This is a genomic window from Reinekea thalattae (genome assembly GCF_008041945.1).
Classification (GTDB): domain Bacteria; phylum Pseudomonadota; class Gammaproteobacteria; order Pseudomonadales; family Natronospirillaceae; genus Reinekea; species Reinekea thalattae.
The window spans coordinates 1,431,411-1,454,223 of record NZ_VKAD01000001.1 but is presented as its reverse complement, the minus strand read 5'-3'; the positions used below and the strand labels follow the sequence as shown (position 1 = coordinate 1,454,223).

Here is a 22,813-nt window from a genome sequence, read left to right as displayed (position 1 = left end):
AATTAAAGAACCAGCTTTTTAGCTGGTTTTTTTTCGTCTGTCGAAAAGTGCCCTTCGGTTTGTTCACAGAGTTTTTGTATCAGTGTATTTAACTCGGTGCTGAGTTCTTCGATCTGTTGTTGGCTGGTGCCGATGATGGTTGCGCCGAATCGATTAAAGGCGTTAATCATGCTGAGCATATGCAGATGTACGCCGGTTTGTTTTTGGCGGCAGTAACTGAGTCCCTGTTCGTGGCAGGCTCGAATAATTTTTTGTGTATCGATTGTGTTTAATAGCGGATGCTGGAAGTGTTCGTAAGCGTTATAAAAAAATTGTTCACCATTTTTTTCTAGATGCCCACTGTCGTTATTATACTGCGCGCCGGTTAAGTACTTGGTCCAAAAATAAGGATGAGTTGTTGCGCTGGCGCGTAAGTTCAGCTCTAAAAAATACAGTTGCCAAGTGCCGGTGGTTGGGTTGTGCTTGGCTAAAAAATCAATCGAAAATAGACCGCGAATACCAACCTTACAGCACTGTTTCGCTAATTTTAAACCTTGCTGAATCAGCTCATTACGGTAAGCGGCGTTGGCTGGAAAGTGTACGCCGAGGTAGACTTCGGCATCTTCTAATTGGTCGTGTGTTGCTAATACTTGGGCTTCTCCGCTGTCGGAAATAAACAGCTTAATGCTTGGCACCGCGATCACGTCGGCAACAATCATTTGCTCAAGAACAGCGCCTTGCACGGCGAGTTGTTGTTCAAATTGGGCTTTCGGAATGTTTTTGCTGATGGTCAGCTGTTCGATGTTATTGAGACTTTGATCGAGCTTGAGGTAGCCGATACCGCTGCCGCCGTCTTCTTTATTGAGCTTTAGAATAAATTCTCTGCCAGCCGCTGCCTGCTTTGCTAGCAGGCTCATCTGTTTCTGTGCGCAGGTAAGAGAGTAAATATCTTCGACACCCACTGCTGTTGCCACGCCAGCGGCCTGCGCCAGTTTCCGCCCTGCTGATTTATTATCGTATTTAGCACAGGCGGCGTTGCCGGAAAGTAATCGGCAATCTAATTCTTGTGCTACGGAAATTTCATAGTGGCCGACCTGCCAAGCCGAAATAACAGCCTGGCGGTGATTTAATAGCGTTGCTAACTGTTCAAGATGTTGTGGCGATTGATAAAGGCTGGCGCTGAGTCCTTCTTGAGAGGAAGGCACGGTAAGGATTTGAATACGGCTGCGCAACGATGATTGTTTCGTATTAAGATGTTGAGCCACGGTATAGAGTGAATGATCGATTAGGTGTTTATCGAAGCCTTCTGTAAAAATAAAAATCAGTTCGATATTGGATTTGGCTAGCCAAAATAGATGGAACAAAAAGGTTTCTTCAAAGTTATCTAGGTCGGGCCGAAAGCGGCGCGTTAAATAACCGAGGGATATGCTGGGCAAAACGACGACGGTGGTCGGTTGCCGACCAATAGTTTCTGCAATTAAGCCTAAATCAGTCAGATGGTTCATAACGTTTACCCTCTTATCAGTGCGTTGTGTTTAGCAAAGTTTGAGTGTCTAACGCTGGTTATAGTCCTTGTTATATTTTAGATTGTCAAATTGATTAGTATTATTTGGGCGTAAAAATATGCCATGACGTTGCTGAGTTCAGCAAGTGGGTTTGGTCAGTCGTCGAGTCGTTTAACGTCGACAGAAACGCTCATATATTGACTATCACCGCCGTCAAAAATAACGCCTTGTAACGGCGTCACATCGGCATAATCACGCCCCCAGGCGGTGGTCAGATGTTGTTCATCGGGCAGAATGTTGTTGGTAGGGTCAAATTCTAACCAGCCGAGCTCGGGGATAAAGGCGGCAAACCAAGCGTGAGAGGCATCGGCACCGACGAGTTTTTCTTCACCCGGTGGTGGAAGGGTTTCTAAATAGCCACTGATGTAGCGTGCTGGAATACCGACCGAGCGCAAGCAGCCAATCGCTAGATGAGCAAAGTCTTGGCACACGCCACTGCGTTGTTGCAAAACCTGCTCGATAGGCGTTGCGACGTTGGTAGCGCTGGCATCAAAGGTGAATTCATGGAATATTTTTTCGGTGAGCTGCTGTAAGGCCGCTATGACAGGGCGATCATCGGCGAAAATATCTTCGCAATACTGTTGCAATAATGGCGAGCGGTGAATGTGGGTTGAATCAAACAGGTACTCCTGTGCCAGTCGTAATTCAGGGCTGTCAGCTTGGCTCAGCGTTTGTCGTAATTGGCCGCAGGTCAATTCTTGAAAGGGCAGCCACTGGCTAGTATCGATAGGTCGTCTTTCGATATCGCTGATCACTTCAATGGCCAGTGTCGAGTGTGGCTCTTCAATTGAAAAATACAACGTGAAGTTTTCAAAATAGTCTTTGCCACCACGTTGGTATGCAGGTTCTGGTGTTATTTTGATTTGGTGGTCTAAGCAATGTTGTGTTTGCGTGTCTCTGGGAATCAGGTGCGCGCGGTTGTAGCACAGACTCACAGGTGCGCTGTAGTCGTATTGGGTTAGGTGACGAACTTGGTATTTCATAAAGCGGGCCCTCGGCTCGAATGTACAAGCTTATGAGGTTCGGTGGTGTGATCGAAATACTTGTCACTGATGACCGTGGTTAATTGCTCGAGCCGCTCGATTAAAGATGACATAAATTGATTAAGCTGTTCACGATAATTGCCATCGCTGTCGATGCTTGCCAGCTTATCGAGATCGGCATGTTTGATGTCGATTAAGCAGCTTTGAATAAGTTTGTACTCCGTGCTGACTCCCTGATTGGGCGCACTGCGTGGCAATTGCACGACGCATTGATTGAGCTGTTCAAACTGGTACATCAATGAACGAGGATTGCTTTTGTCGGTAATTAAAAGTTCCAAGGCATCGGCGAGGTTGGCGTAGTTTTTATAGCGCCGGTGGAATGAGATGAGTGCTTCAGAGCTGAGTAGGATCGACTCTAAAACCTCTTGTTGATGTGCTTCTGCTAACGGATAGCTGAGCGACGCTCTTAACAGTGTTGCGGTTTTTAAGGCTCGTTCGGTGCAACGTCCTATTTGCTGGAACGACCAAGATTGACCGCGTAACGTGCTTTCATGATACAGCCCTGCTAATGCCAGTAAGGCTGTTACCAAATGGTTTAACGGCTCTTCTGGGGCCAGTGGTAAGCCAAATTGATAGGCTTGGTCGAGCTGATGTATTTGATCGTACAAACCATTGACGATGATTCGTGAATCAGAAGACAACCGCTCTTTGGCCTGTTCGCTGCAGTTGAGTAAGGCATAGAGGTCGGACTTCACCGAGCCGGGTTGTTGACCGTTGGTGATGATTGCCGCCAGAGCCATATCTGGCTGATTGAGTAAGTCATCATCGGCACTGAGTAATTGCAGTGAACATTGCGTTTGTATCGAGATAGATTGCAATAACAGCCGCCGACTTTCTAATGACAGAGGGTACAGCCCCTGCAATTTATTAAATAGCGTACGCAACATGCGCGCATTCATTTCGATACGTTCGGCGTAGCGACCCATCCAAAATAAATTTTCGACAACGCGGCTGGGAATATTGCCCTGCATCGCAGCTTGCGGTGCGGGCTTGTTCTGCAACAACGACATCGGCTGCTCAGGTTTTTCGGCCAGCACCCAGGTGTCTTTAGTGTTAGACATAGAAAGGTTCGAAGCGATCATTCCTGAGGCCGCATCGCCGGTGCGTAATAAGCCTCCGGGCATCAGTTTATAGCCTTGCTCACTGGCGCAGGTAAAGGTTCGTAATAAACTGGGCTTGGCAGTTAATCTACTTTCTTGCCAAACTGGCGTCATGGAGCCGGTTAAATAGTCTTGAGCGACATACAGCTGCGGTTGTTGCTGAATACGTAATTTAACCTCGGCCAGTGCCTGTTTATCTAGAGTATGACCATAGATGCTGCGTTCGTGATATTTGCGCGATACCGGTTTAATGATCAGCTGATCCAAGTGGGCCAGCACATAGTTGAGATCGTCTGCATCGCCGCACCAATAGGTCGTGACTGATGGCGTGATGAGTGGTTCACCTAATAAAAATTGGCAAATATCGGGCAGGTATTTATGTAATGTTGGCGCTTCTAACAGGCCGCTGCCTAAAGGATTGGCCAGCACAACATTGCCAGCACGGGCGACTTCGAGCAAACCGGCGACGCCGAGTAGTGAGTCGGTACGTAATTCGGCCTGATCGCAATAGTCGTCATCGACATGGCGCACGATGACGTCGACGCGTACTAAACCATTTAACGATTTCATCCATACCGAGCCATTGCGGACGGTGAGATCGCGTCCCTGCACTAATGGATAGCCGAGGTAGTTGGTCAAAAAAGCCTGTTCAAAATAATTACTGCTGTATACGCCGGGCGTTAAAATGACGATGTTGGGTGTATCTGTCCAGTGGCCGGCCAGAGACGACAACATGGTCTTCATTGACTGAAAAAATGGCGCTAGTCGACGCACCTGACTGTCGCGATAGATGTTAGGCATCACCCGTGACATAACCGTTCGGTTTTCCAATGCATAGCCTGCACCGCTCGGAATTTGGGCTCGGTCGGTGAGTACTCGATAGTGACCGTCACTGCCTTTTACCATATCCACAGCATGCAAGAGCAGCTGGTGCTGGCCGGGCGTTTTTATGCCGTGGCATTGCCTTAAAAAGCTCGGATTATTAAAGATTGCAGCGGCAGGTAGAGTCCCGCTTTTGATCAGTTCTTGTGCGCCGTATAAATCTTTAAATATAGCGTCGAACAGGGTTGAACGCTGCACTAGGCCTCGCTCGGTTTCGGCCCATTGGGCATGGCTGATCAGGTGCGGCAAGATATCCAAAGACCAGACACGAGGCCCAGCGGTTTGGTGGTCGCTGGTCAGGTCGTAGATGGCGCCGTCTTCACGAAGAATATGCTGCGCTCGTTGTTGGCGCATTAGAATACCTTCATCGCCTAATTCTTGCAGGCGATGCAATAGGTAACGCCAATGCTCGCGAGCTTTGCGTTGGTCGGTAAAGGCTTCATCATACGCGTGCGCTGGCTGATCATACAGCAGCGCCGTTAGCGGATTGTTAAACGAGCCAGACTCGATATCCATAGTCATCGGAAGTCCAAAATAAGGGTTCGCAAAGGTACCACATCTTCTGATATGAATAGATGAAAATAAGGTACCGTTATACAGTTTTTAGTACTGTTTGCTCATCACCAATAGGTAAGGCATCAGCTTAGTCCGCTAGATGAAAGTTAAACCAATTCTCGGTAATTTGTTGGTTGATTTTAATAATGTCTAGCTGAATGTCATTGAGATATTCACTGAAGTGCTCATTTAAGTCATGAGAGCTTTCAATGCGATAATGACCATTACTGAGCCGATCAATATCTCCCTTAATGTTATTTTCGCCTTGAGGTAGCTGCTCCGCAGATTCACGAATTTGGCTAAAGCAATAGGCCAGTGTTCTCGGGAAATAAGCATCTTTAATTAAAAAGGTTGCCGCTTTTGCACCGTTAATAGAGGTTCGCATGGTGCGTCGATAATCTAAGTAAGCACTCTGTGAACGCAGTACTTTGGACCAAACAATTTGGCCAAGCCGCACGCTCTTATCCTTTTTAGATTGCAAAATAAGTTTGGTTGCCGCATCGAGAATTCGAGTGTTCATGTCGGCTCGCTCTAGGTAGCGCCCCATAATTAAAAAATGCCAACCGGCATCTCGACTCATGGTTGCCGCCAGCAAGCCAATCACTTTTTGGCAGCCTTCGATAATGGTATTTAGGTAGCTATGACGATCAGAACGGTTAATGCCCTGCTTGATATTGCTGGTGACATAAAGGTCGAGTTCGTTTATTAATTCCCACATTTCTTCAGGCACAACATCGCGCGTTGTTCTGATATTTTCACGCACCATTTTTAATGATGACAGTACCGAACTTGAGTTGGAATCATCAGCTAACAAAAACTTCACAACGTTACGTTCGTCTTTAACCTTATAGCGATTTTCAAATTCTTCTTCGCCACTGATAATTTCGATTAAATTGTACCAAGAAATTTCTATATCCCGAGGTAAGTCAAATAATAGTTCATCATAAACACTGATGAGTCGCGCGGTATTTTCAACTCGTTCTAAATAGCGTGCGCTCCAATAGAGGCGTTCTGCAACTCTTGATAACATAATTATTTAGCCTCCGTATCGACAATCCAGGTATCTTTGCTGCCGCCGCCCTGAGATGAGTTAACCACTAGCGAACCTTTTTTCATGGCGACGCGTGTTAATCCACCGGTAGTCACATGAATATCCTTACCCTGTAAAATAAAAGGTCGAAGATCTAAGTGTCTTGGTTCGAGTGTGCCTTTGGCGACAAGCGTTGGTGAGGTAGACAGTTTTAACGTCGGTTGCGCAATGTAGTTGCGAGGTTTCTTTTTGATTAATTCTGCGAATGTTGCCTGTTCTTTTTTGGTTGAGTGAGGCCCTACAAGCATGCCATAGCCGCCGGACTCGTTAGCGGGTTTAACCACTAATTTATCCAAATTTTCTAATACATAGGCTCGCTGTTCTTCATCCTCGCATAAAAAGGTTTCAACATTTTTTAATATCGGTTCTTCGTTTAAATAGTAACGAATAATGTCTGGAACATAGGCGTAAACTACTTTGTCGTCTGCAACGCCAGCGCCGGGTGCATTCGCCAATGCAACATTGCCTTTGCGCCAAGCGCGCATTAAGCCTGCAACACCCAGCACGGAATCAGAATCGAAAGCTTCTGGGTCTAAAAAGAGATCGTCGATACGGCGATAAATAACATCGACTCTTTCTGGGCCATTAATTGTTTTCATGTAAACACAATCATCGCTAGCCACAAAAAGATCACTGCCTTCAACCAATTCTGTTCCCATCTGTTGGGCTAAAAAAGCATGCTCAAAATAAGCAGAGTTATAGATGCCAGGCGTTAAGACAACGATTTCTGGGTTTTCTATAGCACGAGGAGATAACGAAACTAACGTGTCAAACAGTTGAGAAGTATAGGAATCGATCGGTAGAATATGGTCGTTTTCAAATAGCTCTGGCAATACACGTTTTGTAATGGCGCGATTTTCTAACATGTAAGAGACGCCCGAAGGTACTCTTAAGTTGTCTTCCAAAACATAAAATTCGCCGTCATCGGCGCGTACTAAATCGGTACCGCAAATATGTGCCCAAACGCCGTGAGCTGGAGAAACGCCGACACATTCTGGCCGGAAATTTTTGGAATCTTTAATGATGTGTTCAGGAATGATGCCGTCTTTGATGACGTTTTGATCGTGATATAAATCGTCAATAAAAAGGTTAAGAGCTTTTAAACGTTGTTTTAAACCGGCATCGGCTAAGCGCCAGTCTTTGGCATCGATGGTGCGTGGAACGATATCAAACGGCCAAGCTCTGTCGATATTGCCTTCTTCTGTGTATACCGTAAAGCTGATGCCCATTTCTTGAACGGTTGCTTCAGCCATCAATTTTCTTTTTTCTAATTCGTCTTCCGTTAAGTTATTTAGGTAATGGAATAGCTGCTTGGCAGGTTGCCGAGGTTTTCCTTGTGAATCGATCAGTTCATCAAAAAAATCTTTCGAGTTATAGTGGCTCGTTAAACCTTTCATTAATACCTCGCTTTCTTAGAAAACGCGGGAAGTTCGCCTCATTATTGAACACTGCACTGTTCTAGAGTTGATTGGACGCCCGTTTATGGGAAGTCACCGCATTCCCAGTGTAGAGTTGGATCACTTATCATGCACCGTCTGCATGGGGATAAAGCGTTCGTAAAATATACAGCAAGTATCAAGCCATTTGATGTTTTAAGTCAGCAAATCGATTAGGGTTGAACTGACTATATGATACTTCTTGAACTCTATTCGGTTGCTAATTTGTTTTTAGACAGGAGTCACCAGGGTTAGGATGAATAATAACTTTCGATAAGTGGCTGGAGGTAAGGTTCATAATGTTTCCAGCGTTTTACTGAGTCCTTATAGATAGGCTTATTAACTTGATTTTGACTGGCAGTTTTAACAACCCGCTTATTATTATAAAACTCGACGCAATGGTCTTCCCAATCTAGTCCGCAAAAATTAATAAGCTCGCGTGCGTATGTTTCTACGTCTTCAACAAGTGATTCGTATTGCAGGCTGTATATAAAATCATTCGGTAGAATACTCTTCCAGTGCTGCATAATATCATCACATTGTCGGCAGTAAGTACCTAGTTCTGTTAAGTTGTAAGCGTAAGCGATAGGTTCACTGAATTTCAGAGTATAAATGGATACGCAGGTGTCAATAGGGTCGCGCATAGCATGTATGACTTTGGCGTGAGGAAATAGTTGATATATAAGCCCGACATAGAGTGCGTTCCCTGGTAATTTATTGACGATTTTTTTTGCTTTTGGGTAGCGATTTTTTAAGCGCTCAAGGTAGCGCTGTTGAATTGTCGTGAGTTGGGCGTCCGTTGCGTTCATTAACCAATTTAAATCCGGCGACTCTCCAGTTTTTTGTAGTTCTAAAATAGTATCTTGAAGATCAGTAAGTTCGCCAGCTCCCGATATTTGAGAGTGAGAATCTAAAATTTGTTCTGTCAGTGTTGTACCAGATCGAGGCATGCCGACGATAAAGATAGGAGTATCATCGTGAGTGATATCGAGATTTCGGTGTGAAATTGATTCGCTATATTGACCTTTTAGTAATTCAAAAAACTCTAAAAAGTCACCGCTATCGGTTTTAAAGGTTTTGCGATGCAGCTGGTTTGCAATATCAAAAGCTTCGAATGCGAGCTTATAGTTTTTTAAATCTTGATAGACTTTGCCTAATGTAAACCAGTAATCAACTTGGTCCTCAATTGAGTAGCGATGAATGTTAGGGTTTATTTTTTCAAGTATCTCTATATGAGGGTCGCCGTCGGTATATTTTTTTAACCGAGAAAGGTTTCGATGCGCACTTAAATTATCTGGATTTAATGTAATAATACTTTCAAACTGCTTAGTCGCTTCTTCTATATTACCCTCCGTAAGTTCTAAGGTCGCAAGATTTAGATGGGCTTTGAATCGATTAGGGTCAAGCCTAATAGCGTTTAGGTAGTTTTCTCTAGCTAGGTCATGGCGGTCTAAGTTTCCATAGGCGCTGCCTAAATTGATGTAGGCTTGAACCATGTTTGGGTCAAGTTCAATAGATTTTTTGAAGAGCTCGGCTGCCTGTTCAAATTCTTTCTCACCTAAAAATGCAGTACCGTAGTAAAAATGAGTAACGGCTTTTTCCGGGTCATACCTAACAGCGTACTCACCATGTAGCAAAGCTTTTTTTGTATCGCCTAGCTCACTAGCGATTTTAGAAAGCGTGCAATGGTATTGCGCATTTTTTTATCAAAGTGTGCTGCTTTACTAATAAATCGAATAGCGATGTCAGGTCGTTTAAAGTGATAGGCAATCATTCCTAGATGAAACCAGCCTTCAGCCACTTCAGGATGCTTTATCAAAAGCTCTTTATAAACAGTTTCAGCTAAATCGAACTTACCTGCCTGTTGTAACTCAGCGCCTTTGGCAAGTTCTTTCTCGATGTAGCTCGATATATTTCTCTGGTTAAGAGTCATAAGTTGTAATCAATTTCAGTATTGTAGGCGTCGATCATCGGCTGAATGTAGGGTTCATACTTTTTCCAGGATTTAATCGATGTTGTGTAAATTGGTTTAGTGACCTGGTGTTGGCTGGCGGTTTTTACTTTTCTCTTATGATTATAGAACTTCACGCAATTTTGCTCCCATTCTAACTCGCAAAAATCGATAAGTTTTTTTGCTTCATTTTCAAGGTTGTTAACTAGGCTTTCGTATTCAATGCGATAGTAAAAATTATCAGGTAAATTATTGCTCCAATATAGACCAAGGTTATCTAATATTCTGCAGTATACCCCTAGCTCTTCCATGTCGTACGCAAATGGTTGCGGTTCGTTAAAAAGAAGCTTGTAATTAGACATGCAAGTGTCCATAGGGTCGCGTAATGAATGTATTATTTTTGCATTTGGAAATATCTTATATATCAGCGCTACGTTAAAAATATTATTCGGTAGCTTATTTACAAGTCTCTCACTAACTGAATTTTTATACTTAATAGAGTTAATGTATTGCTCTCCTATAAGATTTAGGTCTTCATTGGTTGCTGATTTTAAAAATTCTAAATAATTAATACCTTTTTTACTCAGAACGGTATTTATAGATTTTTGAAAATCTGGTATTTCACCTAATCCAGATACACGAGAATGAGAGTCTAGAATCTGTTCTATTAGAGTTGATCCTGACCTTGGCATGCCAACAATAAAGATCGGAGAATGATTTGAGGCTGAGTTCTGATTGTCTGGCTTTATTAGAGGGATTTTTTGTAATTCGCTTGTTAATGTTTTTGTATTTTTCGTATCATAGGTGAAGGTCTTTCTATAGGTTTTATTTGCAGTTTGAAATGCCTCGAATGCGCTTTCTATATCGGCAGTATCTTCGTAAGCTTTTCCAATGGAGAGCCAGTAATGAGCTTGCTCTTTTGGTGAGTACCGTGAAATTTCTCGTGAAAGGCTTTTTAATATCTCAAAGTGCTTATCGCTATTTCCTGAATATTTTTTCAATCTAGATAGGTTGAAGTGTGATTCCATATGGTCGGGCTGAATATTTAAGATATCGTTAAATCGCTGTATCGCGGCATCGGTATTCCCATTTTCTAAATAGGTTCCAGCCAAGTTGTATACAACAGTTGTTGAGTTTGGGTTGATACTTAATGATTTCAGATAATTTTTTTCTGCATTCTTGAAGTCATTAATAGATCCGTAACACACTCCTAGATTGTAGAACCCTTGAGCTAACTGAGGGTTCAGTTTTATTGCCTTGGTAAATGCGGTAATTGCACTCTTTGTATCATTATTTGATTGTAAGGCCGCACCGTAATAATAAAAGCTGCTAGAGTCTTTTGGATTTGTTGCGGTTGCTTGCTCACCAGATATGATTGCTTTCTCGATATCGCCGATTACTAAATATATTCTGTTTAGCTCTCTGTGATAGAGAAAGTTATCAGGCTTAGCCAAAGACGCATTTGAAATTAGCTTAGCTGCTTCTTTCAGTTGGTTATTATTTTCAGCAATAACGCCTAATCGATACCAGGCTTGATGAACATGAGGAAGTGTCTTGACTAGATGCTCATAAAGCGTTTTAGCTAGGCCAACTTCACCTGACTTTTCTAGGTTTTCTGCTTTTTGTAAGGCTAGGTTTATAGTCTGTTGTGCGGCGGCTTCGGTCATCTTTAAATCAGCTCAATACTTAAAATGATGTTACAGCCAGTATAGGAAGCTTTCTTTTTTATTGGAAGGCATAAAAAACGCCAGCGTTTGCTGGCGTTTCTAGGGTGTGTGTAATTGCCTGCGCTATTAAAGCAGTGCGGGAATGCCCGGTAACATGCCCACTGCTGCCATGGCGACGCCAGAAATAATAAAGGCGCTTAACGGGATGATGATTCGGTCGGCAAACGATAATTTTTTAGCTCGTTCTGCATCGCCGATCAGTCCGTTGTTATCAAGCAGCATGGTAAGTGCCCAGCCGAATACTGGGTTGACGACTGCAGAGGCAAAGATAGTGATGCCTGCAGATTGAGAGTCTTTGGTATTTTTGACCATCTGCATACCGGCTTCTAGCAGTGGCAAGAAAACGCCAACCAATAGTGCGATGCTCATCACTGGGCGCCATACCGTGATATCCATTGGGTAACCGGCAATCGCAATCACAATACATAGAATACCGAGTAAAATACCGCCAGCAGGAATAGGGCGCTTGGCAATTGCCGCAGGGATCATATAAGTCCCCCAAGACGAGGTAACGTTACCGCCGCCAAATGCAGTGCCGACAATTTGTCGAACGGCACAACCTGTCATGGTGTCATCAACATCCATTAGCGTGTTTTTGGCTTTAGTTGGGTAGTTCAACTCTTGGAAGATGCGGTGACCTAAGAAGTCAGGAGACCACATGGCAACCGCCAGCAATGCAAACGGTAGTGAAGCGATGAAATGCTGCATGTTTGGTAAGCCAAGTTTCCAACCGGTTTCGGTTGATAACCACCAGTAAGCTGGGTTTAGGTTTGGAAGGCCGGGTGAGGTTTTAAACTCAAACGGCGCACCTAAGGCCAAAGCGACGACAACGGCTACGACTGAACAGGCTGGTATAGCCAGCCAGCGCTTGCCAATGCGAGCGAGGTAAGCGTAGAGAATGATGTTCACAAACAGTACGATAAAACCTACGTGTGCAACGCCAACGGCACTAGACCAGTCAATCAGCGAGTTGATCTGAGAGAGCGAGCCGGATAAACCTAAAAACACCAATAGCCCGCCTGCTACGCCGTCTCCGGTGAGTGTCACCAGTCGTGAACCGCCTTTGGTAATACTGAGTATGAGTCCAAAAATACCCAATAAAATCGCTAAGGCTAGTGGGTGAGCACCTGATGCTGCAATCATGCCGATTAATGGGATCATTGGGCCGTGGTTGCCAGCTAGGTTTGCGCGAGGGTTTAAAAAGCCAGAAGTGATGATGCAGAAGAAGAACGCTGAAACCAGCATTTCGACTCGAACATTCTCGATAATAAAGTTGGCGTCTAAGCCAAAGCCGTTTGCCCAAGAAGTCATCACTGCGGAGTACATCACAGTAATGCCGATGGTACCGGCGATGGCAGGAACCAGATCTTCGATTTCAAAGCGGAAATCTCGACCAGGCAGGTTGAGCCGCCAGCGGCGAGGCTTCATAATGATCAGTTCATTATCTAGATAATCACTTCGGGAGTTAAATTCGGAAGCGGGACGATGAAGTTCAGCGTAGCTTTTTTCTTCAGCGATCACTTCGGCTCCAGTATTTTCTTGCATCATGCGGTTTCCATTTGGGAATTTAATTTCGTAAATTTTGGCTTTGTTACAAAAAATCGTAAATTTCGCCAGAAAAATCGCTGCTAAATGTAGTTTTATTTCATGACAACTATATTGATTCGGGTCAAGACTCAGAACAAAGTTGCTCAAACCTCGCCTTATCAATCGACAGATAGGCAGATTCTTATCAACATTCGGGCTCGGAGAATAATAGTTGAAACCGAAAAATAGCCTACATGTACGTAACTTGCACCAAGGACGTTATGACATGGACATGCTGGTCGCCACGCACAAAGAGTTGGCGCCGTTCTTAACCGTTAATCCTAAAGGCGAGAAAACCATCGACTTTTCTAATCCTGTGGCGGTATTGGAGTTGAATCGAGCCTTGCTAAAGCACTATTACCGTATCGACTATTGGCAGATTCCGCCGGGTTACCTCTGCCCTCCTATTCCTGGCCGATCAGACTATGTCCATTATGCTGCCGATCTAATATTGCAAAGTGCTAATAAAAAGAACTTTAAAGGGCTTAATGTACGAGTGTTAGACATAGGTACTGGTGCCAACCTCATTTACCCCATTGTTGCTAGCCAACTATATGGTTGGCATGTCGTTGCCAGTGAGGTGGATCCGCAGTCAATTGAGTGCGCTGCAACGATAGTGGCCAATAATGATGATTTGGCAAGCCGAGTTCAGCTACGAAGTCAGTCAGATCCGGCTTCTATCTTTGCGGGTGTTATTCAAGGCGATGATTATTTCCAGTTAACGCTTTGCAATCCGCCCTTTTTTAAATCGAAAGACGAAGCGGCAAAGGCTCGGCAGCGTAAAAATAATAATTTAGCTCGTAACGCTCAAGGGCGCGGCCAAAGAGATCAGTTAGATAAAGCCTCGGGTAATTTTGGTGGCAGCGCCAGTGAACTCTATTGTCAGGGTGGTGAGCTTAAGTTTGTATCAAATATGATTAGTGAAAGTGTCAACTTTGCTCAGCAGGTGGGCTGGTTTAGCTCATTAATTTCCAATGGCAAGCATGTTTCTACGTTGATTAAACAGTTGCAAAAGGCCGGAGCTGTTGAGCATCAGGTGATTGAAATGTCACAAGGCCAAAAAAACAGCCGCCTATTAGCGTGGACATTCAAAACACCAAAGTCGCTTAAGCAGCTGATGACTTTATGATTTTTATCGATGACTTTTTATGCACTTTATATAAGTTTAAAGCCTATTGTTTTGGCGATGATATTGGCGTGATTCTTGAGGTGCTTAATTCGATCGGTTATCTGAAACTAACTCGGCTGTCGATTGGATAACTTGTAGCATCTTTACAATTTGCTGACATTCAAATATTGCCGGAAAACGACGGTTTTTAGGTTGAATGGCAACATCGATGTGCACCAAAATTGCCCCATAAGAGGGCGTGCACCATATTGGCGCGCTTTGTCTCTATTGCGATGATTTGACGGCTTTTGAGCAGCTTCGATTTTAAAATTAACCGTGCTAATCTGAGTTCTGCTTAATTTTGACAGGTAAGTAATTAACCTGTTCGTAGCAAACAAAATCATATTCTAGGAGACTCAAATGATTAAAAAAGTCGCACGTTTACCTTTAGGTGTTGCTTTAACATCTTTAGCAGTACTTGTCGGTTGTGGCAGCGAAGAAGCTGCTCAGTCTGAAAGTGCTCCAGCAGTTGCAGAAACGTCTACTCTAGACGCTATTAAAGAAAAAGGTTTTATCCAGTGTGGTGTTTCTCAGGGTTTACCTGGTTTCTCTAACACCGATGAAAGTGGTAACTGGTCTGGCCTAGATGTTGACTTCTGCCGAGCGACTGCTGCTGCCCTATTTGGCGATGCAGATGCTGTTAAATACACTCCGCTTTCTGCGAAAGAGCGTTTCACTGCACTTCAGTCTGGTGAAATTGACATGCTTTCTCGTAACACGACTTGGACTCAGTCTCGTGATACTGCAATGGGTATCAACTTTGCTGCGACCACTTACTATGACGGCCAAGGCTTCATGGTTCGTAAGAGCCTAGGTGTTACTAGCGCTTTAGAACTTGATGGTGCTTCTGTTTGTACTAACCAAGGTACAACAACTGAGCTAAACATGGCGGATTACTTCGCATACAACAACATGACATTTAACCCAGTTGTATTCGAAAAGTCTGACGAAGTTGTAGCAGCATACGACGCAGGTCGTTGTGACGTTTATACAACAGATGCTTCAGGTCTTGCTGCACAGCGTACTAAGTTAGAAGATCCAGATGCACACGTTGTTCTTCCAGAAATTATTTCTAAAGAACCACTAGGCCCTGCAGTTGCACACGGCGATGACAAACTATTTGATATCGTTAAGTGGGCTATCTTCGCAACTATCGAAGCAGAAGAAATGGGCTTCACTTCAGAAAACGTAGCAGCAGCTAAAGCAGATGTTAATGCTAGCCCTGCACAGAAGCGTTTCTTAGGTGTTGAAGGTTCACTTGGTGAAAACCTAGGTCTAGAAGCAGACTGGGCTTATAACATCATCAGCCAAGTAGGTAACTACGGTGAAATTTGGGAAACCAACGTTGCACCTCTAGAATTACCACGTGGTCTAAACAATCTATGGAGCCAAGGCGGCATCATGTACGCGCCGCCATTGCGTTAATCGCAGGCTTGTCTTAAAGGAGGGCGTTCGCCCTCCTGTCTTTTGCTCAATCGTTATTAAAAATAAATCGCTCTTATTGAGCTAAATAAAATGTAGGGAGATAGATTGGTGAATGATTCCTCTGTAACCAAATCGTCTACTCCAGCAAAACCACCTTTCTGGCGCGACCCTGACAAGCGGGCGCTGGCGTTTCAGGGTGTATTCTTGCTGCTGGTTCTTTTTGTAATATTCACTCTTATCCGAAATACCATGGTGAACCTAGAGGCACGTGGGATTTCTTCGGGCTTTGGCTTTTTAGGGACTGCAGCTGGTTTTAGAATCGCAGAGACAATGATCCCTTTCGATACTAGCTCTACCTATTTTGATGTCTTTTTGGTCGGTCTGCTCAATACCCTTAAGGTCTCCATTATTGGTGTCTTCTTTGCCACCATCATTGGCTTTGTTGTTGGTGTGGCTCGTCTTTCAAATAACTGGATTGTTTCACGATTAGCGGCTATCTATGTCGACACATTGCGTAACATTCCTTTGTTACTACAGCTATTTTTCTGGTACTTCGCGGTACTTAGACCACTTAAAAAACCGGAAGAGGCAGATAGCCTATTCGGTATGATTTTTTTAAGTAACCGTGGTTTGTTCTTCCCTGCGCCTGTGTACGAGCAAGGTTTTGGTTTGATTGTGTTGGCGGTAGTGCTTGCTATTGTCGGTTCAATTGTATTGAAAATTTGGGCTAAAAAGCGCATGGAAGCTACCGGTCAGCGTTTCCCTGTATTCTTTACTTCCCTTGGGCTTATAGTATTGCTGCCGCTATTGGCTGCTGTTGCTACTGGCTTCCCGATTAGCTGGGATATCCCTGAGCTTGCAGGTACTCGAATCAAGAACTTTGTCGGTGGTCAGGTACTTACGCCTGAGTTTTCGGCGTTAGTTTTCGCCTTGGCGATATACACCTCATCATTTATCGCAGAAATTGTTCGCTCTGGCATTATGTCTGTGAGTAAAGGGCAGTCTGAAGCAGCCTTTTCACTAGGACTAAAACCTTCTTGGACCACGCGCTTAGTGATTATTCCTCAGGCTTTACGAGTGATTATTCCGCCGCTAACTTCTCAGTATTTAAACCTAACGAAAAACTCATCATTAGCTGCGGCTATTGGTTATCCTGAATTGGTTTCTGTATTTGCGGGTACTGCGTTAAATAATACCGGTCAGGCAGTCGAAATTATGGGTATTACGTTGATGGTCTACTTATTCTTGAGTTTGACTATATCGTCGTTAATGAACTGGTATAACGCTTCTAAAGCGTTAGTTGAGAGATAGGGAGAGAATATGACAACGCAAAAGCATCCCGTCGGTCAGCATCCAAGCTTACCACCACCAAGCAACTCCGTTGGTGTGTTGTACTGGTTAAAAGAAAATCTATTTAATGGCGTGTTCAACAGTCTGTTAACGATTTGTTCGATCTTGCTGCTTATTAATTACGTACCACCATTATTCAATTGGGCTATCGCTAAAGCCGATTGGATTGGCAGTACTAAAGACGCGTGTTCGAAAGAAGGTGCCTGTTGGGTCTTTATTCGAGTTTGGTTCGATCAATTCTTATATGGACGTTTTCCGTCAGAATCTGTCTGGAGAATTAACCTATCCTATATCTTGGCAATTGCAGCAGCAGCACCGCTGTTCTTTAGCTTTGTTGCTCGCAAGGTTAAGTTAGCGTTAATTGCTTTTTTATTGGTCATATACCCAATCATTTGTTTTTATCTCTATGCAGGCGGCGGTTTTGGCTTGCAAGAAGTTGAAACATCTCGCTGGGGTGGTCTGTTCCTAACATTGGTGATTGCTGTTTCGGGCATTGTACTTTCGCTACCGCTAGGTATTTTGTTGGCCTTGGGTCGCCGTTCTAGCATGCCGGTAATTAAGTCATTCTGTGTCATCTTCATTGAGTTTTGGCGTGGTATTCCACTGATTACGGTGCTGTTCATGGCGTCGGTAATGTTTCCGTTATTTGTACCGGAAAACATCAGCCCAGATAAATTATTGCGCGTATTGGTCGGCGTTATTCTATTCTCTTCCGCCTATATGGCAGAGGTTGTGCGCGGTGGCTTACAGGCTATCCCGAAAGGTCAGTATGAAGCAGCGGCTGCTCTTGGACTTAACTATTGGAAGAGTATGTTGCTGATTATCTTGCCGCAGGCTTTGAAGATGGTGATTCCAGGTATCGTAAATACCTTTATCGGTCTGTTTAAAGACACTACCTTGGTATTGATTATCGGCCTGTTCGACCTGCTAGGTATGGTGCAATTGGCATCAACTAACCAAAAATGGCTGGGCTTCACTATCGAAGGCTATGTATTTGCCGCTATCGGCTTCTTTATCTTCTGTTTTGCAATGAGCCGTTATTCTCAACATTTAGAGCGTGTGCTTAACACCGGCCATAGAAATTAAGGGACATCTCATGACTGAATCTACTCAACGTGAATTGTCGGATGAAATTGTCATTCGAATTAATCAAATGCATAAATGGTACGGTGAATTTCACGTACTAAAAGACATTAACCTTGAAGTTAAGAAGGGTGAGCGCATTGTTATTTGTGGTCCTTCTGGTTCAGGTAAATCAACGATGATTCGTTGCATTAACCGCCTAGAAGAGCATCAACAAGGTCAAATTATTGTTAACGGTACTGAGCTTACTAACGATGTTAAAAACATCGAAGAAGTACGCCGTGAAGTGGGTATGTGTTTCCAGCACTTTAACCTGTTCCCGCACCTAACAATTTTGGAAAACCTGACGCTTGCGCCAATGTGGGTTCGTAAGATCCCGAAAGCCGAAGCTGAAGCAACCGCCATGCATTATCTAGAGCGCGTTAAAATTCCAGATCAGGCGAATAAATACCCAGGTCAGTTATCGGGCGGTCAGCAACAGCGTGTAGCGATTGCGCGTTCATTGTGTATGAAGCCTGAAATTATGTTGTTCGACGAGCCGACTTCAGCGCTTGACCCTGAAATGATCGCCGAAGTGTTAGATGTAATGACGACATTGGCCGATGAAGGCATGACCATGTTGTGTGTAACGCATGAGATGGGCTTTGCCAAAAAAGTTGCCGACCGCGTAATCTTTATGGATGCCGGTCAGGTGATTGAAGAAAACAACCCAGTTGATTTCTTCGAGAACCCTCAGAACGAGCGTACTCAACTGTTCTTAAGCCAAATTTTAGGTCACTAATCGCCTTTAATTGCTGGTATTAACGAAAAGCCCATGACTTGAAACTCATGGGCTTTTTTTTATGCGCCAGCTTGCGCGAGCCTCTCAACCTCGCATTGTTTGGCTTACTCCAATATAGAAAACCTATAATCGAGCGCTTTTACGAAACAAAGGCATCGAATTCCAGTTTTATTGAATACGCCTCTGCTGTATTCTTAGCGTCCTTATTTTTCGGATTAATTCCGGTCAATTTACCTTTTATAAATGAGTTGCGAATACATGGAAGCCAGTTATTCCCCAGCCGCTATCGAGCGTAAAGTCCAACAAATTTGGCAAGAAAAGCAGGCGTTTAAAGCCGTTGTCGACACCAATAAAGAGAAATTTTATTGCTTATCGATGCTGCCTTACCCAAGTGGCGCACTGCATATGGGGCATGTTCGCAACTACACCTTAGGCGATGTTATTAGTCGCTATCAGCGCATGTTGGGCAAAAATGTCATTCAGCCGATGGGTTGGGATGCGTTTGGCTTACCTGCTGAAAATGCCGCCATTAAAAATGGCGTTGCACCGGCTAAGTGGACGTTCGAAAACATCGATTACATGCGTGATCAGTTGAAGAGCTTAGGTTTTGCTTACGATTGGGATCGTGAAGTGATGACCTGCAAACCGGATTATTACAAATGGGAGCAGTGGTTCTTTACCCGTTTGGTTGAGAAAGGTTTGGCTTACAAGAAGTCTTCTTATGTTAACTGGTGCCCGCACGATCTAACGGTTTTAGCCAATGAGCAGGTGCACGACGGTTGCTGCTGGCGTTGTGACACGCCGGTTGAGCGTAAAGAAATGGAGCAGTGGTTTATCCGCACCACGGCTTATGCAGAAGAATTATTAAACGAACTTGATAACCTGCCTGGCTGGCCTGAAGAAGTAAAAGCCATGCAGCGCAACTGGATTGGTAAATCTAAAGGCGTGACGCTTAAATTTGCCATCGAAGGCTCTGACCAGTCGGTAGAAGTCTACACCACTCGTCCAGACACACTTTATGGTGTTACCTATTTAGCGGTTGCAGCAGAGCATCCATTGGCGGTGAAAGCCGCTGAACAAAACAGTCAGTTGCAAGAATTTATCAGTGAATGTAGCCAATCGACGACATCGGAAGCCGATATGGCAACCATGGAAAAGAAAGGTTGTGCAACAGGCGTTTACGCCGTGCATCCATTAACCGGCGAGCAGGTACCTGTTTGGGCGGCGAACTTTGTGTTGATGGATTATGGCACTGGCGCGGTTATGTCTGTTCCTGGTCATGATCAGCGCGACTGGGAATTTGCCCATAAATACGGTTTAGCAGTAAAACAGGTGGTTGCGCCTGCTGCAGGTAGTGACTTAGCGTGTGATCTTTCAGCCGCGGCCTTTACTGAAAAGGGTGTCTTGGTGAACTCCGCCGAGTTTGACGGTATGAGCTTCGAGCAAGCCTTTGATGCCATTGCTCAGCGCTTGGGCGAGTTAAACTGTGGTGAAGTTACCGTCAATTACCGATTACGCGATTGGGGTGTTAGCCGCCAGCGTTATTGGGGTACGCCAGTACCGATCGTCTATGTTGATGGCGAAGCTAAGCCAGCAGAATCCTTCCCTGTAGAATTGCCTTACGATGTCACCTTCGATGGTGTTTCATCGCCATTGCAAAATAACCCAGAGTTCCAAGAGACCACTTGGCAAGGTAAGCCTGCAATTCGCGAAACAGATACCTTTGATACCTTTATGCAGTCGAGCTGGTATTACGCTCGCTACTGTTCGCCTGAATATGATCAAGGCATGTTAGAGCCTGAAGAAGTGAACTATTGGTTGCCGGTAGACCAATACATTGGTGGTATTGAACACGCCACAATGCATCTTATGTACGCTCGCTTGTTCCAAAAGCTGCTACGTGATGAAGGCTTAGTCAAAGCGGATGAGCCGTTTACTAACCTATTATGCCAAGGCATGGTGTTGGCCGAGACTTGGTACAAGATGAACGGCACCGAACGTATTTGGGTATCGCCAGAAGACGTTGAACCGAAAAAAGATGAGCAGGGTCGAATTGTTGGTGGCATTCAAGCCTCGACCAATGACGCTGTTGAATACGCCGGCATGGCGAAGATGTCCAAGTCGAAAATGAATGGCCGCGACCCGCAAAGCGCTATTGAAGAATATGGTGCCGATACTTTACGTCTGTTCTCAATGTTTGCAGCGCCACCAGAGCAAACCTTGGAATGGACCGAGTCTGGCGTGCAGGGCGCGAAAAAATTCTTAGAGCGTTTATGGCGTGCCGCGCATCAATTAAAAGATTGCGGTGACTTTGACGCGTTAGATGTTAATCAGCTTACCGATGTCGAAAAGGCTTTACGCCGTAAAACGCATGAGACAATCGAAGGAGTTTCTAATGATTTTGGCGAGCGCAAAACCTTTAACACTGCTATCGCAAAAATTATGGAATTGCTTAATGCTGTGACTAAGTTTGAATCGAACGATAAACAATCTTGTGCTGTTGTCAGTGAAGCGATTGAAGCGGCGATTTTGATGTTGTCGCCAATTGCACCGCATATGACACAAGCATTATGGCAAGAGCTTGGCCACCAAGATCTGATTATTGATCAGCCGTGGCCTCAGGTCGATAAAGCCGCGTTGGTCAAAGATAGTCTGCTTTATGTTGTTCAGGTTAACGGCAAAGTTCGAGCTAAATTAGAAGTGGCTGCTCAGGCTAGCAAAGACGAAGTCGAAGCGATGGCGTTGGCCGATGAGCGAGTGCAAAAATTTATCGAAGGCAACACTGTGCGCAAAGTGATCGTAGTGCCAGGAAAGCTAGTTAACATTGTTGCTAATTAACTCAGTTACTAATTAACATAGTTTGTAATTAATGCCTCGCCGTGCATTTTGTTACTTTAAATACTGGCCAGTTGATGGCGGTTTAGCGCTTGCTAAACCGCTCTTTGCCAATTGCTTGGCAGATGCCTTATGGCTCGTGGTTTATATTCCATACAACAGCTTTTTGAAGCCTAATGGATTTTTGAAACGCAGCGTTTTTGGATAAATAGCTAATGAAACTCAGTGCAACACAGCTTCACACACAGTTGAACTCTCAACCGTTGCCGCCGTTGGTGTGGATCAGCGGTGATGAGCCGCTGCAAGTACTCGAAGCCTGTGATGCGGTGCGCCAGGCAGCTAAGGCAAACCAAATTACCGATCGCACGGTTATCGATGTCGATGCTAAATTTGATGGTGCTGAATTGATTGCAGCGAACCAGTCGATGTCTCTGTTTGGTGATCGCCAGTTAATCGAGTTGCGTGTGCAGGCTAAGTTTTCTGATAAAGGCCGAAAGGCGCTGATTGAATATTGCAACACGGCCAACCCTGATAATTTATTGTTGATTATTTCTGCAAAAATTGAAGCCGCGCAAACTAAAGCCAAATGGTTTTCTCAATGTACAACCCTTGGTTGGTGGGTGCCTATTTGGCCAATAGAGCGATATCAATTTCCTAACTGGCTACAGTCGAGGTTATCCGCAGCGGGCTTACAGGCCGATAACGACGCCGTGGCCTTATTAGCCGAGCGAGTTGATGGCAATTTATTAGCTGCGAAACAAGAAATTGAAAAACTCGCCTTAACTCAGTCAGGGCCGTTAACTGCTGAGTCAATATTGCAAAGTGTTTCCGATAGTTCTCGTTATACAGTTTTCGACCTGTCTGCATCGTTTTTAACTGGCGATTTAGCGCTCTCGCTAAAAATACTCAATGTACTGTCCGGCGAAGGCGTAGAGGCGGCGGTAATTCTTTGGTTGATCTCTCGTGAGTTACGCTTGCTGGTTGAGCTAGCCGAAGCGCAACAAGCAGGCCAGCCTCTAATGGCAGCATTTAAGCGATTACGGATTTTTGATAAACGACAAAAAGACTACAGTACCGCTATTCAACGTTGTTCTGCTGAACATTACCGTCAGTGTCTAATAAACTGTGCAGATATCGATGCGCTTGTTAAAGGCCAGGTGAAAGGCGATGTTTGGAACGCAATTAGTGAAATGATGGTTGCGATTTGTCGACCGTCATTAACCGTTTATCAGTTTTAATTACCTGTTTTGCTCAGC

At 44.4% G+C, this 22,813-nt stretch carries 16 protein-coding genes; 7 read left to right on the top strand and 9 right to left on the bottom strand.

Annotation, left to right across the window (positions count from 1 at the left end; translation table 11 throughout):
- Positions 1-2: 2 nt before the first annotated feature.
- The 9 genes from FME95_RS06645 to FME95_RS06605 form a co-directional block, all read right to left on the bottom strand.
- The gene (locus FME95_RS06645) at positions 3-1,484 is read right to left on the bottom strand and encodes a peptide ligase PGM1-related protein (RefSeq protein ID WP_147713607.1); all 1,482 of its coding nucleotides are present in this window, start codon (positions 1,482-1,484) and stop codon (positions 3-5) included.
- 155 nt (positions 1,485-1,639) lie between these two features.
- A complete protein-coding gene (locus FME95_RS06640) occupies positions 1,640-2,527 on the bottom strand; it encodes a transglutaminase family protein (RefSeq protein ID WP_147713606.1) in 888 nt (295 codons plus the stop codon).
- On the bottom strand, positions 2,524-5,091 hold the full coding sequence (locus tag FME95_RS06635; protein WP_147713605.1) for a circularly permuted type 2 ATP-grasp protein: 2,568 nt from the start codon (positions 5,089-5,091) through the stop codon (positions 2,524-2,526). Before FME95_RS06635 ends, FME95_RS06640 begins: the two co-directional genes overlap by 4 nt.
- A 121-nt stretch (positions 5,092-5,212) precedes the next feature.
- On the bottom strand, positions 5,213-6,154 hold the full coding sequence (locus FME95_RS06630) for an alpha-E domain-containing protein (RefSeq protein WP_147713604.1): 942 nt from the start codon (positions 6,152-6,154) through the stop codon (positions 5,213-5,215).
- Between the two features lie 2 nt (positions 6,155-6,156).
- Positions 6,157-7,611: a circularly permuted type 2 ATP-grasp protein gene (locus FME95_RS06625; RefSeq protein ID WP_147713603.1), complete on the bottom strand. Its 1,455-nt coding sequence runs from the start codon at positions 7,609-7,611 to the stop codon at positions 6,157-6,159.
- Between the two features lie 290 nt (positions 7,612-7,901).
- Positions 7,902-9,287, bottom strand: a complete 1,386-nt coding sequence (locus tag FME95_RS06620; protein WP_147713602.1) for a tetratricopeptide repeat-containing sulfotransferase family protein — start codon at positions 9,285-9,287, stop codon at positions 7,902-7,904.
- Between the two features lie 17 nt (positions 9,288-9,304).
- Entirely contained in the window at positions 9,305-9,583 is a 279-nt protein-coding gene (locus FME95_RS06615; protein WP_147713601.1) for a tetratricopeptide repeat protein, read from the bottom strand.
- Positions 9,580-11,268 carry a tetratricopeptide repeat-containing sulfotransferase family protein gene (locus FME95_RS06610; RefSeq protein ID WP_147713600.1) on the bottom strand — a complete coding sequence of 563 codons (1,689 nt, stop codon included), beginning with the start codon at positions 11,266-11,268 and terminating at the stop codon, positions 9,580-9,582. The genes FME95_RS06615 and FME95_RS06610 overlap by 4 nt, the downstream gene beginning before the upstream one ends.
- Positions 11,269-11,394: 126 nt before the next feature.
- Positions 11,395-12,876, bottom strand: coding sequence for a DUF3360 family protein (locus tag FME95_RS06605; protein WP_147713599.1), 1,482 nt, complete (start codon positions 12,874-12,876; stop codon positions 11,395-11,397).
- 211 nt (positions 12,877-13,087) lie between these two features.
- Here FME95_RS06605 and rlmF point away from each other — a divergent pair, with 211 nt between their 5' ends.
- From rlmF to holA, 7 genes are all read left to right on the top strand, one after another.
- A complete protein-coding gene (gene rlmF, locus FME95_RS06600) occupies positions 13,088-14,044 on the top strand; it encodes a 23S rRNA (adenine(1618)-N(6))-methyltransferase RlmF (protein ID WP_147713598.1) in 957 nt (318 codons plus the stop codon).
- 399 nt (positions 14,045-14,443) lie between these two features.
- Positions 14,444-15,508: an amino acid ABC transporter substrate-binding protein gene (locus FME95_RS06595; RefSeq protein ID WP_147713597.1), complete on the top strand. Its 1,065-nt coding sequence runs from the start codon at positions 14,444-14,446 to the stop codon at positions 15,506-15,508.
- A 108-nt stretch (positions 15,509-15,616) separates the two neighbouring features.
- Positions 15,617-16,819, top strand: a complete 1,203-nt coding sequence (locus FME95_RS06590; RefSeq protein ID WP_147713596.1) for an amino acid ABC transporter permease — start codon at positions 15,617-15,619, stop codon at positions 16,817-16,819.
- A 9-nt stretch (positions 16,820-16,828) separates the two neighbouring features.
- Entirely contained in the window at positions 16,829-17,944 is a 1,116-nt protein-coding gene (locus FME95_RS06585; RefSeq protein WP_147713595.1) for an amino acid ABC transporter permease, read from the top strand.
- Between the two features lie 10 nt (positions 17,945-17,954).
- On the top strand, positions 17,955-18,722 hold the full coding sequence (locus FME95_RS06580; RefSeq protein WP_147713594.1) for an amino acid ABC transporter ATP-binding protein: 768 nt from the start codon (positions 17,955-17,957) through the stop codon (positions 18,720-18,722).
- Between the two features lie 258 nt (positions 18,723-18,980).
- A complete protein-coding gene (gene leuS, locus FME95_RS06575) occupies positions 18,981-21,560 on the top strand; it encodes a leucine--tRNA ligase (RefSeq protein WP_147713593.1) in 2,580 nt (859 codons plus the stop codon).
- Positions 21,561-21,772: 212 nt separating this feature from the next.
- Positions 21,773-22,795, top strand: a complete 1,023-nt coding sequence (gene holA, locus FME95_RS06570; protein WP_147713592.1) for a DNA polymerase III subunit delta — start codon at positions 21,773-21,775, stop codon at positions 22,793-22,795.
- The last annotated feature ends 18 nt before the right edge of the window (positions 22,796-22,813 follow it).